Below are 14,796 nucleotides of genomic sequence, written 5' to 3'. Positions count from 1 at the left end.
GTTCAGCCGGTAGCAGTGGCTTGGAAGCCATCATTGCTTGCCTTGAGGGGAATTCCCGCTCTGGCCGAACCTTCATCCATGGGTAGTGGCGCTGGACGACGACTTCAGCTGAATAAGCACACAATAGCAACGACAAACCCGCCGTTAGGCGGGTTTGCTGGGATAGTGATGCACAGTTCAGTGTTATCTGCACGGGCCTAATGCCAATGCTTACGAACTCTCTCGTGTAAGGCCCGATCGCCTATCTTTGCAGCAGCTGCAAAAAAATTCGCTCTAGTTTCACGCAGGAAAAAACAAGAAGGGGGATTGGTGGACCGAAGGAGGATCGAACTCCCGACCTCTGCATTGCGAACGCAGCGCTCTCCCAGCTGAGCTATCGGCCCAAAGTGAACGCCATCATATGCCAATCGGCTGGGCTTTGCCAAGGCCCGCCGCTGGCGCGCCGCCAGGCTGGCGCATCCCCGCCACAGTCAAGCATTTAAATGGCATACCCGCGCCCGGTGGGACTACACTGCTCCGGTCCATCCATCCTCGCCGGAGATTCCCATGCTGCGCATCCTGGGCCGCACCAGTTCCATCAACGTCCGCAAAGTGCTGTGGACCTGTCATGAAATCGGCATCGACTACCAACGCGAAGACTGGGGCCGCGGCTTCCAATCCGCCAGCAGCCCGGAATTCCTGGCGCTCAATCCCAATGCTTTGATTCCGACCGTGGTGGACGACGGCCTGGTGCTGTGGGAATCCAACACCATCTGCCGCTACCTGGCCGATTCGCGCCGGGCCAGCCACTTGCTGCCCGCCGATCCGCGCAGCCGCGCCCAAGTGGAAAAATGGATGGACTGGCAGGCCACCGAGCTGAACGGCTCCTGGGGCTACGCCTTCCACGGCCTCAGCCGCCACAGCCCGGAACACCAGGACCCGGCGCTAATCCAGGCCAGCATCCAGCAATGGGGCCACTATATGGCCATTCTGGACCGGCAGCTGGCGTCGCAGGATACGCCCTATATCTGCGGCGATGATTTCACCCTGGCCGACATCGTGCTCGGCCTGTCCATCCACCGCTGGCAGCTGACGCCTTTCGACAAGCCGGAGCTGCCACATGCGCACGCCTATTACCAGCGGCTGATTCAACGGCCGGGGTTTGTGACCCATGGGAGTGTCGGCGTGGCTTAACCAACGCCTCATTGAAAAAGCCCGGCACCGCCGGGCTTTTCACTTCTTGGGCGGACTTAAACCTTCCTCACCTTGCCCTCCAGCTCAAAACTCGCCTCCACCGCCCGGTGGTAGTCATGCTGGCTATCGACATGGGCAAACACATCCAACCTGCGCACGCCCAGTGCCAGCACGCGTTCCAAATGGCGGAAGAACGCTTCCCACGCTCCGCGTTGCTGCGGGTTGGCGAAGTCGATGTCGCGGGCGATGCGGCCGAACAGGCCAGAGCCGACCAACAGCGGATTGTCCTTCAGCCATTGCAGCAGATGGGCTGCGTATTCGCGGCCATCGGCGCAGGCCTGTGGATAAGTATCGTAACTAGGCTCGATTTGCCAGTAATGGGGATAAGTGCGGCCGGGGATGAAGCTGACGAAGGGCAATAGCATTTCGACGGCTTCCAGCGATACGCCTTTATAACGGCGGCGCGGGGGGAAGAATGGATTCATATACAAGCTCCTGAGCAATGCCTGGCGCTGAACTTGCGCAGTTCAGCGCCAAGACCACATGAAAATGAAAAACGCGAATCTGATTTCATTTACCCATGTAGTTCTCTGAACCCACCTCTAATGGGGACAGACCAGAACGTAAGGGATTGGCGTACCGCCGTCACCATCATGGCCACTCACGCGGCGTGATGGTTGGCACGCGCGCGGTGTGCAACGCGTGTTCCTTACAATTCAGGTTTGCAGTCCCGGTGCCGCCATTGCGCGGCACAAGGCGGATTGTCGCCACAGCGACAGGGAGAGGTCAATCGAGCTTGGTCCGGGCATCACGCCCGCATATGCAGCCCGTAGTAAACCGTCTGGTTCCAGTGACCGGTGGTGAGGCCGGCCAGGTATTGCGCCGCGCGGAACAAGTCCGCCGCGCTGCAGCAGCCGGCGCTGACATTGCCGCGGTAGAGCCCGCTATTGGGATCGAACACCCAGATATAGTCACTGCCCTTGTAGACGCCGACGGCGTGGCCGGAAGCGCCGCCGTTGCGCATCAGGTTGAGGAACAGCGCGTCGCCGCGCACCATCAGGTTCTCCAGGATGTTCTGCCAGGCTTGGGCGCTGGCGCCGTGGGCGTTGTTGCAGTAGTGGCAGAAGGCGAGGCCGAAGGTTTCCGCGTGATTGGCGTCTCCCACCCGGTTGTGGGGAGCCACCGAGGGGTAGACCTGCTGTTCCAGGTAGGAGGCGAAGCGAAACAGGTAGGCGCCGTTGTCGAACTGCTGGTAAAGCGCGTCCGCCTGTTGGGTGGTGGGCAGGTAGTCGCCGGCGCTGCTGCCCATATTGAATTTCCCCACGCGGTCCTGGATGTGCTTGAGCCACAGGCAGACCGCGGCCTCGCACACCCCGGCGGCGTTGGCGCCGTTCCCGGCATTATTGAAAGCCCTTTGCAGCGACCACGCCATCGCGTCCCCCTCTTGCTATCCGTCGGTTTTCAGTTGGCAAAAATACGCGCCTGTCATGGCGCGATATTTTGGGATAAACCGTAAACGGCGTTTGCGCCAGTGGAATCCAGCGCGAACGCGGCCCGGCGGCGAGGCCGGGCCATGGCTGAGCGTGAGCGTTTCTCAACGGCGGAACAACTCGGCCTCGCTGGCCGGCTGCAGTCGCGGCGGGCCGGACAACGCTTGCAGGAAGGCATGCAATGCCTGCTTTTCCGCGGCGCTGAGGCCCAGCGGCTTGAGCAGCGGCGATGGCTTGGGCTGGGTGTATTTTTCCACGCCCACTGCTTCCACCAGATTGCCGCCGTTGTTGTAGAACTCGATCACGCCGGCGCCGTCCTCATCCAGCGGCATGTCGCCGCTGTGCATGTAGTCGCCAGTGTAGAGCAGGTCGCGCAGGGTGGGGGTGCGGAACTTGCCCAAATCGGCGTGCAGGCCGGTGACGCCGCCGCGGCCCAGGTCTTCCTTGTCGCGGCCGATGTAGTTGAGGCCGGTGTTGTGGAACTGGTTGTCGGACAGCAGCGGGCTGTTGTGGCAGTTGATGCAGCGCGCCTTGGTGCGGAACAGATGCAGGCCCCACAGCGCTTGGTCGTTCAGCGCGGCGCGCTCGCCCTTGAGGAAGCGGTCGAAGGCGCTGTCGTGGCTGATCAGCGTGCGCTCGAAGGTGGCGATGGCCTTGGCCATGCGCTCCAGGTCCACGCGGCTGTCGCCATAGGCGGCGGCGAACAGCGGCGCGTATTCCGGCGCGGCGGCGATCTTGGCCGCCGCCTGGCCCAGCGGCTGGTGCATTTCCAGCGGATTGACCACCGGGCCCTTGGCTTGCTCTTCCAGGCTGGCGGCGCGGCCGTCCCAGAACAGCGCGCCGACGTAGGCGGTGTTGAGCAGGGTCATGGCGTTGCGGCCGCCCAATTGGCCGATGTGGCCTTGGGACACTGGGCGCGGATCGCTCCAGCCGTGTTCCGGCGCATGGCAGCTGATGCAGGCGATGCGGTTGTTGCGGGACAGCCGTGGATCGCGGAACAGTTTGTCGCCCAGCGCCACTTTGGCGGCGCTATAGGGGTTGTCGGCCGGAAACGGCGCCGCCGGCAGCAGGCCCAGGTCGCGGAAGCCGGCTTGCACCGCCGCGTCCAGCGTGGGGGCGGGCCAGGCCGCCTGGCGCTCCGCGCCGGGCAGGTATTGGCTGTAACTGATCCGCCATTGCGCCAGCTGGGCGGCGTCCGGCGCCTCGCCGTCGCTGTCCGGCTGCGGCGGTTTGGCCGGGCGGATCGAGAGGGCGAGCAGCAGCGGCTGCTCGGCCTGGCCGGCGAGTTCGGCCGCGCTCTGTTTCCCGCCCTCGCGGTCCAGCGCGTAGAGTGAGCCGCGCGCGTCACGCGCCCATACTCGGGCGGCGGCGCTGGCAGCGGGATAGTGCTTGTCCTGTTGCAATTGCAGCCAGCGGCTGGCTTCGGCCACGTTGGGCAGCCGCCAATTGTCCTGCTGGCACAAGCGCTGCTGTTGCAGCGCGGCCAGCGTCGGATTGAGGCTGGCGGCGCCGGCCGGCCGCGGTTGGGCCTGCCACAGGATGATGTCGCGCCAGCTGTCCGGGTGCTGGTTGTCGTCGACGCAAGCGGCCTGGGCCGGCGTGGCCAGTTGTCCATCGGCGCTGACCGGGATGTAGGCCGGTTGCGGCGGCGGATTTTCTTCCGGGTTGGGATCGTCGGCCAGCTTGGAGCCACGAACCAGGCGCAGCCGCGCCGGCTGGCCCAGGCTGAGGCTGACGCTGGACAGGGTGCGGTGGGTGTCGTCGAAGGCCACCGCCAGCGCGCCTTCGCCGCGGCGGCTGGTGGCGGTCCAGTAGAAGGCGGCTTCGGCGTCCGGGAAGACGTGGCGGTCCATGGCCGGCAGGCCGCGCGAGCGGTCGTACTGGCTCCAGTCCAGCAAGGTTTTCAGTTCGCGCTCGGTGGGCAGCCGCCAGCCGCGTTCTTCGGCGATGTCTTCTTCGCTGTCTTCGAAGCCGCATAGTTTTTGCTTGCTCACGGCTTCGGTGTAGGTGACGGCCAGGCAGTCTTCCTGACCGGGTTCGCATTGGGCCGGGCGTTCCGGATTGCGGCTGGCGCTGGCGTAATAGCTGTGGAATTGGCTACGCAGGCCTTGCACGGATTTCACTTCCCAGATCAGGCCGGTCTGCTTGTCTTTCACGCAGCCGGCGCGTTCGCCGGCGTCGGTCAGCGGTGCGCCGTCCGCTTCGGCCAGTGCGGTGAAGCGCGGGCCGGGCGGCTGTTCGCGCAGCGCGGCCAGGCTCAGGCGGAAGTGGCTGGCGGCGTAGTCGGCGGCCACCACGCTGCGGGCGATGCCGGCCTGGTCGAGCAGGGTTTGCAGCTCGCCGGCCTGGGCCAGGCTTTGGCTGCGGCTGAAGCGGGCGGCGGTGTCGGCGCTGATCTGGATGCCGTTGTTGGGATTGTCGTCTTCGTCCAGCGTCAGCAGCAGTTGCACCTGGCGCAGCACGGCCGGGTCCGCCGGGTTCTGGCTGCCGGCCAGTTGCAATGGGGTGAGCTGGGCTGCGCCCAGGCCGCGGCCCAGTTCCAGCTTGCCGATGCGGAAGACGACGGTTTCGCCGTCCAGGTAGCGGAATTCGCCATTGGCGGTGGTTTTACCGGCGTGGCTGCCGCTGTCGTAGTCCAGGCCCGCCACCGGGCTGTCGACGAAGACGCCGGTGCGTACCGGCTGGGCGGCGGGGCCGCCGGAGCAGGCGGCCACTGCCAGGCTGCCTGCCAGAATGAGGGGGAGCAAGGGGCGCGAGTGCATTTTTGTAATTAATAATCATTTTTATTTAAAGACAGCGGATTATGCGTTTGTAAAGTTGTTCGTACAAGAAGCATGTCGGGGATAGGCAAGCCGGGGTCGCGCCTGGTTCAAGCGCGCCCATGGAGGGATGGTTGGATGGGGGCTTGAAGACCGCGCCGTTCTCGGCGCGGCATCAGGGGAATAGTGAGGCGCCGATGGTCAGAGCGGACGACCGGCCGCGCGCAGGGTGGATGGGCTGTCGGAACGGACCGCGACGTAGCCCGGCGAGGATTTGGCACCGCCATGCGGCAATGGCTCGTCGGCCAGTTTGGGGCCACGCACCAGACGCCCCCTTGCCGCTTGGCCGTGGCCCAGGCTGAGACTGCCCAAGCTGCGGTGAGTGTCATCGAAAGCCACTGCCACCGTGCTCTCCTCGGAATGGCTGGTGCCGGTCCAGTAGAAGGTGGCCGCCGCATCCGGAAACGCATAGCGATCCAGAGCCGGCAGACCTTGGGCTTTATCGCGCTGGCTCCAGTCCAGCAGCGTCTTCAGCTCCCGCTCGGAGGGCAAGCGCCAACCGCGATCGCCGCCCGCGGTCTCATCGTCGAAACCGCACAGCTTCTGTTGCCGGACCGCCTGGACATAGCTGGCAAGCAGGCAATCCGTCTGGCCAGCAGCGCATTGGGCAGGCGGCTGTGGATTGCCGCCGGCGCTGACGTAGTAGCTGTGGAACTGGCTGCGCAGGCCTTTTTCGGCCTTCACTTCCCAGATCAAACCGGTTTGCCTGTCCTGCACGCAGCCGGCGCGTTGCGCGGAGCCGTTCAACGGCGTGCCGTCGGCTTCGGCCATGGGGGTGAAACGCGGAGTGGGCGCTTGCGCGCGCAAGGCGGCCAGGCTGAGCCGGAAATGGTTGGCGGCGCGATCCACGCTGACCAGGCGGCGGGCGATGCCGGCCTGATTGAGCAGGGTTTTCAGTTCACCAGCCTGCTCTAGACTCTGGCTACGCGAGAAGCGGGTGGCGGTTTCCGCCGCGATCTGGATGCCATTGTCGGGATTGCCGTCTTCATCCAGCGTCAGCAGCAGCTGCACCTGGCGCAGCGCCTTGGGCTCGGCCGGGTCCTGGCTGCCGGCCAGTTGCAGCGGGGTGAGCTGGGCCGCGCCCAGGCTGCGGCCCAGTTCCAGCTTGCCGATGCGGAAGACAACCGTTTCGCCGTCCAGGTAGTGGAACTCGCCGCTGGCGGTGGTTTTGCCGGTATGGCTGCCGCTGTCGTAGTCCAGGCCCGCCACCGGGCTGTCGACAAACACGCCAGTGCGTACCGGCTGAGCGGCGGGGCCGCCGGAACAGGCGGCGAGCACCAGACAGGCTGCCACCGCAAGGGAAAACGGGAAATACCTATTCATTCTTACAGCAAAATATCATTTTTAGGACGAGTGATTATGCGTTTGTAGATTAATCCGTACAAGGAAAATGTCGGAAACAAGCAAGCCAAGGTCGCGATCAGGCCCGGCTATCGGATCGTCTCCACGCTGCTCACACCTCGGCAACAGCATCCCTTGCCTTGATGGTTCAGCAGCTGAACTTATCATTCTTATCAATTATTCGAATGATATTCCAATAATCACATCAATATACTAATAAGCAATCTCCGCCGCGCCGCGGCCGGGAAACCAAGCAATGGGAGATTGCGATGCATAGCGTTTCACTCGCGGCCGTCGGCGCCGCGCTGCTGCTGGCGACCATGCCGGCGCTGGCGACGGAGCCGGCATTGGCTCTGGCGCAAAAGAACAACTGCCTGTCCTGTCACGCGGTGGACCACAAGCTGGTGGGGCCGTCCTATCGCGAGGTAGCCAAGAAATACGCCGGTCAGGCCGGGGCCTCCCAGTTATTACAGGCCAAGATCAAGGCCGGCGGCGGCGGCACCTGGGGACCGGTGCCGATGCCGCCCAATCCGCAGGTGTCGGACCTGGAGTTGCGCCAGATCGTCGCCTGGCTGCTGAAGCAATAAGCCCGTCTTCATCTTGCCGTTCACCGCCTCCCCACACCGCAAGTGCCTGCGCGTCGGAGATGGAGGCACAGTGAGCATGGCCATGAAATGCCAATGTGCTATCTATGAATTTCGCACTATCAGCCGCTTGCGCCTTGTCCCGCCCAAGTGCGCGGGGCGTTGAACAGCTTCTTAATGGAGGCAGACATGCAATCCGATGACTTTGATCTACGCCGCCGCGCGGTGCTGAAAGGCGGGCTGGCCGCCATGGCTTTGCTGGGCCTGTCCGGCCGCTCGCTGGCGGCGAACTGGCTGGATCAGGGCTTTGCCAACGGCTGGCGCGAACGGGTGCCGTATCCGCAGAAAATGCCGCTGCTGCGCATCACCACGCGGCCAGTGCATCTGGAAACGCCGTTCAGCCAGTTCGATCAGGGCCTGATCACGCCCAATGAGGCGGTGTTCGTGCGCTACCACTTGTCCGGCCAGCCGCTGGACATCGACGAGGCCGAGCACCGGCTGGTGATCAAGGGCAGGGTGCGGCGGCCCTTGTCGCTGAGCGTGGCGGAGTTGCGCCGCCGTTTTGAAACCGTGCGTCAGACCGTGGTGCTGCAATGCGCCGGCAACGGCCGCGGGCTGATGCAGCCGCGCGTGCCGGGCGCGCAGTTGGGCAATGGCTCGATGGCCTGCGTGGAAATGACCGGCGTGCGGCTGCGCGATGTGCTGCAAGCGGCAGGCCCGCTCCCAGACGCGATACAGATCGCTTACCGCGGCACCGATCAGCCGGCCTTGGAGGCGACGCCGGCCTTCATCCGCTCGCTGGACCTGGCGGACGCCCTGAACCCGGAGGTGCTGATTGCCTGGGAGATGAACGGCCAGCCTCTACCGGTGCTGAACGGTTTCCCCATCCGTCTGGTGGTGCCGGGCTTTTATGCGCCGTACTGGATGAAGCATTTGTCGGAGATCGAGGTGATCGATCATGTATTCGACGGCTGGTTCGCCAGCCAGGCCTATGTGGTGCCGGACACGCCGGACAACGGCGTCGCGCCAGGCAGTCCGCCCGGCAAGACGGTGCGCTTGAAGCGGCTGAAGGTGCGCAGCTTCATCACCAATCTGGAAAGCGGCCAGCGCGTGACGGTGCCGGACGGCCAACTGACGCTGCGTGGCATCGCCTTCGACGGCGGCAGCGGCATCGGCGGCGTGGAGGTATCGGCCGACGGCGGCCGCAGTTGGCAGCCGGCGCGGTTGGACCAGGCCGCCAGCCGTTTCGCCTTTCACCCATGGCGGCTGACGCTGCGAGACGTGCGGCCTGGTGCCTTGCGGCTGATGGCGCGGGCCACCGCCAATAGCGGGGAGCGGCAGCCGCTGGAGCAGCCGTGGAACCCCGGCGGTTACGCTCGCAATGTGGTGGAGCGGGTGGATGTGACGGTGGACGGATGAGGAGAACACGATGAACAAGATCTGGATGCTGGCGATACTGGCCTGGGCCTGCTGCCATCCGGCGGCCGCGACCAGCATTGCCCTGCCCAACGAGACCGCGATGTACCCGGCCACCAGCCACCCCGGCTATTTGCCGGCGCTGCAAAAATGCCTGATCTGCCATTCCGCTGATTACGCGGCCCTGCAACCGCCGCTGTCCGAGGCCCACTGGCGGGACATCACCGAGAAAATGCGGCTGGCGTTCAAGGCGCCGCTGACGGCAGAAGAAGCGGCGCTGATCGCCGGCTATCTGGCCGACGCGCAGCGCCAGGGGGTGTTGAGCAGCCGGCCAACGCCGCCAGGAAGCCGCTGAAAACCGGCTCACGATCGGCTGAGCGTCTCGGAGCATGACGCAGCGAGTAAACCGATCTCCGCTTCCATTGCAAAAGCAGCCCGCGGGCTGCTTTCTTATTTAGCGCGCGTGTCAGCGTCGCGCGGCATCCGGCCACACCCAGTCGCCGGGCGGCGGGGTCTGGCTGGCGGACGGGCTCAGCACCTCGGACCAGGCCTTGATGCTGCCCGCGTATTTGCACAGCGCGGCGAAGGCGGAAACATTGCCGGCGTTGCCGTTGTAGACGCCCACCTGCACGCCCTTGGGCGACAGCAGCGGGCTGCCGGAGTCGCCGCCACGGCCCACGGTGCCGTTGGCCAGCAGGGACACGCCGTTGGCCAAGGGCGACGGCCCCAGCCGCTGGATATTGGCGACGCGGACGTCCATCAGGCTGGCCGCCAGCTGGCCGCCGGTCTCGGCCATGCGCAGATTGGCCTGCATCGCGCCAAGCGCGGCATTGCAGTCCTCCTGCGCCACCACCGGCACGGTTCTGGCGCCGTTGACGCCGGCGATGGGACGGGACAGTTTCAGCAATGCCAGATCCACCGCCACGCCGTGATGGTCGAACTTGATCCAGTTGGGCTTGGCGTTGTTGCGCTCGGTGTCGACGCGCTGGGCGAAATGGCGGCCGTAATGGGCGGTCACGCCGCTCCAGTTATCCAGGATGCAATGAGAGGCGGTCAGCACCAGGTCCGGCCCCACCAGCGAACCACCGCAGATATTGCCGCCGTACGGGCTGCGGAAATCCAGTTTGACGTAATGGGTTTCCGCCGGGGAAAACGGCGCGGCGGCGGCGAATTGCGCGCCGGCCAATAGGCATGAGGCGACGATGAGTTGTTTCACGGAATATCCTTTTCAAGAATCATTATTACACTTGCATCATCCAAAAAGACCGGCCGGGCCGCGGGCCTGACTCCGCGCGGGATCTGCCAATCCCCCGCCGTGAGCGCTCCCGTCCGGTTGCAAATATTATGTGATTTGAAAAAAGATTTTTATTCGTGAATTTTTCATATCTCGCTGCCGGCGAAATAACATGGTCATAGGTTTTTATTAAAACCTTTTAATTTATTCTTCGCTAAGCCCGGCCTGACGGGCAATACATGATTCTTGCCGGAGATGAAATAGCCTGTTTGTTAATTTTCACCGTGCCGACGCGTATTTTAATAATCCATATTTAATTAATTTTGAATTGAATATTATTTTGGAAGATTAAATAAATAAAAACCGCATCATCAACGATGCGGTTTTTATCTGATTCCAGCCGGCATTCAATGGACGGAGGCGGCTACACCTCCAGTTATCCACAGCCCTCCAGGCATGCCTGGCTTATCCACAGCCGCGCGCGGGCTCCGCCGGCAGCAGCCGCGGCGTCAGGGCCAGCAATATCGCCCACAGCGGCGCCAAGGCCGTCAGCATCAGCCACAACGACACGCCCGGCATCAGCGCGCGCAAGCGTATGCCAACCCAATAGGCCAAGGGCCCGGCGATCGCGCCGATGACAGCCAGCAGCCGCGGCGATGGACGCCAGTCTTTCAACAAAGCCAGCCACCAGACACTGAAGCTCAGCCACAGCGTCGCCGTCCACAAGGGCAGGGCACCGACGCCGGCGAAACGGTATAGCCCCAGGCTGACTGCGGTGAGATCGAGCAGACAGCCCGCCGCGGTCAGCAGCAGCGCGCGGGTTTTAAATCCTGCCGGCAGCGCTTGCCAGGCCAGCAGCGCGCCGGCCAGCAACAGCACCACGTAGCGGTCGCGGAAGCTGAACAGCAGCCAGGCACCGACGCCGAAGATCAGGCTAGCCAGCAGCAGCCTGGGCCAGGGCTTGCGCGCCTCAGGCGTCATAGCCCAGATTGGGGGCGAGGTCGCGTTCGGCCTGTTCCACGCTGACGCCGCGGCGTTCGGCGTAGCTGGCCACTTGGTCGCGCTCTATCTTGCCGACGCCGAAGTAGCGCGCGGCCGGATGGCTGAGGTAGAAGCCGGACACCGCGGCGGTGGGCAGCATCGCGTAGCCTTCGGTCAGCGTCATGCCTATGGCCGGCGCGTCCAGGAGTTCGAACAGCGCGCTCTTGACGGTGTGATCCGGACAAGCCGGGTAGCCGGGCGCGGGGCGGATGCCCTGGTACTTTTCGTCGATCAGCGCTTCGTTGTCCAGTTGCTCGGCGGCGGCATAGCCCCAGAATTCGCGGCGCACGCGGGCGTGCATCAATTCGGCGAAGGCTTCGGCCAGCCGGTCAGCCAGCGCCTTGAGCAGGATGGAGGAGTAGTCGTCGCCGGCGTCCTCGAAGCGCTGGACGTGCGGCTCGATGCCGATGCCAGCGGTGACGGCGAAGGCGCCGATATAGTCCTGCACGCCGCTGTCCCGCGGCGCGATATAGTCGGCCAGCGCCCAGTTGGCCTTGCCGTCCATCTTGGGCAGTTGCTGGCGCAGGCCCACCCAACTCATCAGGCTGGCGCGCGTGTCCGGGTCGCGGATTTCAATATCGTCGTGGTTGACGCTGGCGGCCGGGAACAGGCCGATCACCGCGTTGGCTCCCAGCCAGTTCTCGGCAATGATCTGCTTGAGCATCACTTGCGCGTCCTCGTACAAGGCGCGCGCGGATTCGCCGACGATCTCGTCGTTCAGGATGCGCGGGAAGCGGCCGGCCAGCTCCCAGCTCTGGAAGAACGGCGTCCAGTCGATGTAGGCGGCGATCTCGGCCAGCGGGTAGCGCTCGAAGCGACGCACGCCCAGCCATCGCGGCGTGGGCGGCTGGTAGGCGGCCCAGTCTATCGCTTCCTTGTTGGCGCGCGCCTGCTCCAGGCCCACCACCTTGCGGCTCGCCTTATTGGCGTGGCCCTCGCGCGCGCGATCCTGCTCGGCCTGGTTTTCCGCGACGAAGCCGTCGCGCAGGGTGTCGGACAGCAGGTTGGAGCAGACGCCGACGGCGCGGCTGGCATCCGGCACATAGATCACCGGATGCTGGTAGTGCGGGGCGATCTTGACCGCGGTGTGGACCTTGGATGTGGTCGCGCCGCCGATCAGCAGCGGGATGCTGAAGCCCTGGCGCTGCATTTCCTTGGCCACATGGCTCATTTCTTCCAGGCTGGGGGTGATCAGGCCGGACAGGCCGATGATGTCGGCCTTGTGCTCGATGGCGGCGTCCAGGATTTTCTGGCAGGGCACCATCACGCCCAGGTCTATCACCTGGTAGTTATTGCAGCGCAACACCACGCCGACGATATTCTTGCCGATATCGTGGACGTCGCCCTTGACCGTGGCCATGATGATCACGCCCTTGGCCGGCGCGTCGGCCAGGCCCAGGCGAATCTTTTCCTCTTCGATGAAGGGCTCCAGGTGGGCGACGGCGGCCTTCATCACCCGCGCGGACTTGACCACCTGCGGCAGGAACATCTTGCCGGCGCCGAACAGGTCGCCGACCACGTTCATGCCGTCCATCAACGGGCCTTCGATCACGTGGATGGGGCGCGCGGATTTCTGCCGCACTTCCTCGGTGTCCTCGACGATGAAGGTGGTGATGCCCTTGACCAGCGCGTGTTCCAGCCGCTTTTCCACCGGCAGCGCGCGCCAGGCCAGGTCTTCGCCCTTTTTCTCGCCGGTGGCTTCGCCCTTGTATTTTTCCGCCAGCGCGATCAGGTGTTCGGTGGCGTCGCCGCCGTCCTTGGGCGCGCGCATCAGCACCACGTCCTCGATCCGTGCGCGCAGTTCCGGGTCCACCTCGTCGTAGACCTCAAGCGCGCCGGCGTTGACGATGCCCATGGTCATGCCGCGCTGTATCGCGTGGTAGAGGAAGACGGCGTGGATGGCCTCGCGCACCTTGTTGTTGCCGCGGAAGGAGAAGGAGACGTTGGACACGCCGCCGGAAATCTTGGCGTGCGGCAGCTGTTGCTTGATCCAGCCGGTGGCTTCGATGAAGTCCAGGCCGTAGCGCGCGTGCTCCTCGATGCCGGTGGCGACGGCGAAGATATTGGGGTCGAAAATGATGTCTTCCGGCGGGAAGCCCACTTCGTCCACCAGGATGCGGTAGCTGTTCTCGCAGATTTCTATCTTACGCGCATAGGTGTCGGCCTGACCGGCTTCGTCGAAGGCCATCACGATCACCGCGGCGCCGTAGCGGCGGATCAAGCGCGCCTGCTCGACAAATTTGTCCCGACCTTCCTTCATCGAGATCGAGTTGACGATGCCCTTGCCCTGTATGCACTTGAGGCCAGCCTCGATCACTTCCCACTTGGAGGAATCGATCATGATGGGCACGCGGGCGATGTCAGGCTCCGACGCGATCAGGTTGAGGAAGCGCACCATGGCGGCGTGGGCATCCAGCATGCCCTCGTCCATATTGATGTCGATGACCTGGGCGCCGTTTTCCACTTGCTGACGCGCCACGTCCAGCGCGGTGGCATAATCGCCATTGAGAATGAGCTTGGCGAAGGCGCGGCTGCCGGTGACATTGGTGCGCTCGCCAACATTGACGAACAGATCGCCATCGCCGATGTTGAACGGCTCCAGGCCGGACAGCCGGCACTTGGCCTCGATCCGCGGCAGCGGCCGCGGCGCGACGCCGTCCACCGCGCGGGCGATGGCGGCGATATGCTCCGGCGTGGTGCCGCAACAGCCGCCGACGATGTTGATCAGGCCGGATTCCGCCCATTCGCGCACGTACACGCCCATCGCCTCCGGCTCAAGATCGTAGCCGCCAAAGGCATTGGGCAGGCCGGCGTTGGCGTGCACCGACACATAGCTGGCGGACACCCGCGCCATTTCCTCGACATAGGGCCGCAGCAGGTCCGGGCCCAGCGCGCAGTTGAGGCCGTAGCTGACCGCGTCGGCGTGGGACAGCGAGTTGTAGAAGGCCTCGGTGGTCTGCCCGGTCAGGGTGCGGCCGGATTGGTCGGTGATGGTGCCCGAGATCATGATGGGCAGCCGCGGCGCGTCCGGGCGCTCGTCGAAATATCGATGGATGGCGAACACCGCCGCCTTGGCGTTCAGGGTATCGAAGATGGTTTCCACCAGCAGCAGGTCCGCGCCGCCTTGCACCAGGCCGTCTATCGCCTCGGTGTAGGACCTCACCAGCTCGTCGAAGCTGACGTTGCGGTAGCCCGGATCGTTGACGTCCGGGCTGATGCTACAGGTACGGTTGGTGGGGCCGAGCACGCCGGCGCAATAGCGCGGCTTGGCCGGATTGGCGGCGCTGGCCTTTTCGCACAGTTCCTTGACCAGCCTGGCGGCGGCATGATTGATTTCCCAGACCAGGCTTTCCATCGCGTAATCGGCCATGGCGATGGAGGTGGCGTTGAAGGTGTTGGTTTCGATGATGTCGGCGCCGGCGTCCAGATAAGCCTGGTGGATGCCGCCGATCACGTCCGGGCGCGTCAGCGCCAGCAAGTCGTTGTTGCCCTTGACGTCGCAAGGCCAGTCGGCAAAGCGTTCTCCCCGGTAATCGGCCTCCTGTAACTGATGGCGCTGGATCATGGTGCCCATGCCGCCGTCCAGGATCAGGATGCGCTGGTCAAGGTGTTGCCGGAGGCAATGCGGGGATGTTTTTGTCATGGCGGCTGAACTTTTTTTGTCTACAACAATAACAAGTGCAACGGACTCAAAAGAT

11 protein-coding genes and 1 tRNA gene are annotated in these 14,796 nt (G+C 64.2%); 4 read left to right on the top strand and 8 right to left on the bottom strand.

What is annotated here, in order from left to right:
* Positions 1–307 precede the first annotated feature (307 nt).
* Positions 308–383, bottom strand: a tRNA-Ala gene (locus VI26_RS12860).
* Positions 384–546: 163 nt separating this feature from the next.
* On the opposite strand from VI26_RS12860, the gene VI26_RS12855 reads away from it, so the two are divergent.
* Positions 547–1,173, top strand: a complete 627-nt coding sequence (locus VI26_RS12855) for a glutathione S-transferase family protein (protein WP_048410147.1) — start codon at positions 547–549, stop codon at positions 1,171–1,173.
* Between the two features lie 56 nt (positions 1,174–1,229).
* Here the strand turns inward: VI26_RS12855 and VI26_RS12850 are convergent, their stop codons facing one another.
* The 4 genes from VI26_RS12850 to VI26_RS12835 all read right to left on the bottom strand — a co-directional run bounded on the left by VI26_RS12850 (position 1,230) and on the right by VI26_RS12835 (position 6,805).
* Positions 1,230–1,658: a hypothetical protein gene (locus VI26_RS12850; RefSeq protein WP_048410146.1), complete on the bottom strand. Its 429-nt coding sequence runs from the start codon at positions 1,656–1,658 to the stop codon at positions 1,230–1,232.
* Positions 1,659–1,981: 323 nt separating this feature from the next.
* Positions 1,982–2,605, bottom strand: coding sequence for a hypothetical protein (locus VI26_RS12845; protein WP_048410145.1), 624 nt, complete (start codon positions 2,603–2,605; stop codon positions 1,982–1,984).
* A gap of 162 nt (positions 2,606–2,767) precedes the next feature.
* Positions 2,768–5,410, bottom strand: coding sequence for a cytochrome c peroxidase (locus VI26_RS23275; protein WP_197081455.1), 2,643 nt, complete (start codon positions 5,408–5,410; stop codon positions 2,768–2,770).
* Positions 5,411–5,623: 213 nt separating this feature from the next.
* Complete coding sequence (locus VI26_RS12835) at positions 5,624–6,805, bottom strand: DUF1566 domain-containing protein (protein ID WP_082151044.1); 1,182 nt, start codon at positions 6,803–6,805, stop codon at positions 5,624–5,626.
* A gap of 287 nt (positions 6,806–7,092) precedes the next feature.
* Between VI26_RS12835 and VI26_RS12830 the strand changes: the two genes are divergently transcribed.
* From VI26_RS12830 to VI26_RS12820, 3 genes are all read left to right on the top strand, one after another.
* Positions 7,093–7,410, top strand: coding sequence for a c-type cytochrome (locus VI26_RS12830; RefSeq protein ID WP_048410143.1), 318 nt, complete (start codon positions 7,093–7,095; stop codon positions 7,408–7,410).
* 186 nt (positions 7,411–7,596) lie between these two features.
* The gene (locus tag VI26_RS12825; RefSeq protein WP_048410142.1) at positions 7,597–8,826 is read left to right on the top strand and encodes a molybdopterin-dependent oxidoreductase; all 1,230 of its coding nucleotides are present in this window, start codon (positions 7,597–7,599) and stop codon (positions 8,824–8,826) included.
* Between the two features lie 10 nt (positions 8,827–8,836).
* Complete coding sequence (locus VI26_RS12820) at positions 8,837–9,178, top strand: hypothetical protein (RefSeq protein WP_048410141.1); 342 nt, start codon at positions 8,837–8,839, stop codon at positions 9,176–9,178.
* A gap of 111 nt (positions 9,179–9,289) precedes the next feature.
* Here VI26_RS12820 and VI26_RS12815 read toward each other — a convergent pair whose 3' ends face one another.
* The 3 genes from VI26_RS12815 to metH all read right to left on the bottom strand — a co-directional run bounded on the left by VI26_RS12815 (position 9,290) and on the right by metH (position 14,741).
* On the bottom strand, positions 9,290–10,039 hold the full coding sequence (locus VI26_RS12815) for a trypsin-like serine protease (protein WP_082151043.1): 750 nt from the start codon (positions 10,037–10,039) through the stop codon (positions 9,290–9,292).
* Positions 10,040–10,522: 483 nt separating this feature from the next.
* Positions 10,523–11,038 carry a DUF2878 domain-containing protein gene (locus VI26_RS12810; RefSeq protein WP_048410139.1) on the bottom strand — a complete coding sequence of 172 codons (516 nt, stop codon included), beginning with the start codon at positions 11,036–11,038 and terminating at the stop codon, positions 10,523–10,525.
* Positions 11,028–14,741, bottom strand: a complete 3,714-nt coding sequence (metH, locus tag VI26_RS12805) for a methionine synthase (RefSeq protein WP_048410138.1) — start codon at positions 14,739–14,741, stop codon at positions 11,028–11,030. The genes VI26_RS12810 and metH overlap by 11 nt, the downstream gene beginning before the upstream one ends.
* Between the last annotated feature and the right edge of the window lie 55 nt (positions 14,742–14,796).

The sequence above is a fragment of the Chromobacterium sp. LK1 genome (assembly GCF_001043555.1).
GTDB lineage: Bacteria > Pseudomonadota > Gammaproteobacteria > Burkholderiales > Chromobacteriaceae > Chromobacterium > Chromobacterium aquaticum.
This window is presented reverse-complemented; position numbering and strand designations above follow the sequence as displayed.

Excerpts from the sequence above, each read along its gene's own strand:
- VI26_RS12855 (WP_048410147.1), top strand. The coding sequence starts at position 547 with ATGCTGCGCATCCTGGGCCGCACCAGTTCCATCAACGTCCGCAAAGTG.
- VI26_RS12850 (WP_048410146.1), bottom strand. The coding sequence starts at position 1,658 with ATGAATCCATTCTTCCCCCCGCGCCGCCGTTATAAAGGCGTATCGCTG.
- VI26_RS12845 (WP_048410145.1), bottom strand. The coding sequence starts at position 2,605 with ATGGCGTGGTCGCTGCAAAGGGCTTTCAATAATGCCGGGAACGGCGCC.
- VI26_RS12835 (WP_082151044.1), bottom strand. The coding sequence starts at position 6,805 with ATGAATAGGTATTTCCCGTTTTCCCTTGCGGTGGCAGCCTGTCTGGTG.
- VI26_RS12830 (WP_048410143.1), top strand. The coding sequence starts at position 7,093 with ATGCATAGCGTTTCACTCGCGGCCGTCGGCGCCGCGCTGCTGCTGGCG.
- VI26_RS12825 (WP_048410142.1), top strand. The coding sequence starts at position 7,597 with ATGCAATCCGATGACTTTGATCTACGCCGCCGCGCGGTGCTGAAAGGC.
- VI26_RS12820 (WP_048410141.1), top strand. The coding sequence starts at position 8,837 with ATGAACAAGATCTGGATGCTGGCGATACTGGCCTGGGCCTGCTGCCAT.
- VI26_RS12810 (WP_048410139.1), bottom strand. The coding sequence starts at position 11,038 with ATGACGCCTGAGGCGCGCAAGCCCTGGCCCAGGCTGCTGCTGGCTAGC.
- metH (WP_048410138.1), bottom strand. The coding sequence starts at position 14,741 with ATGACAAAAACATCCCCGCATTGCCTCCGGCAACACCTTGACCAGCGC.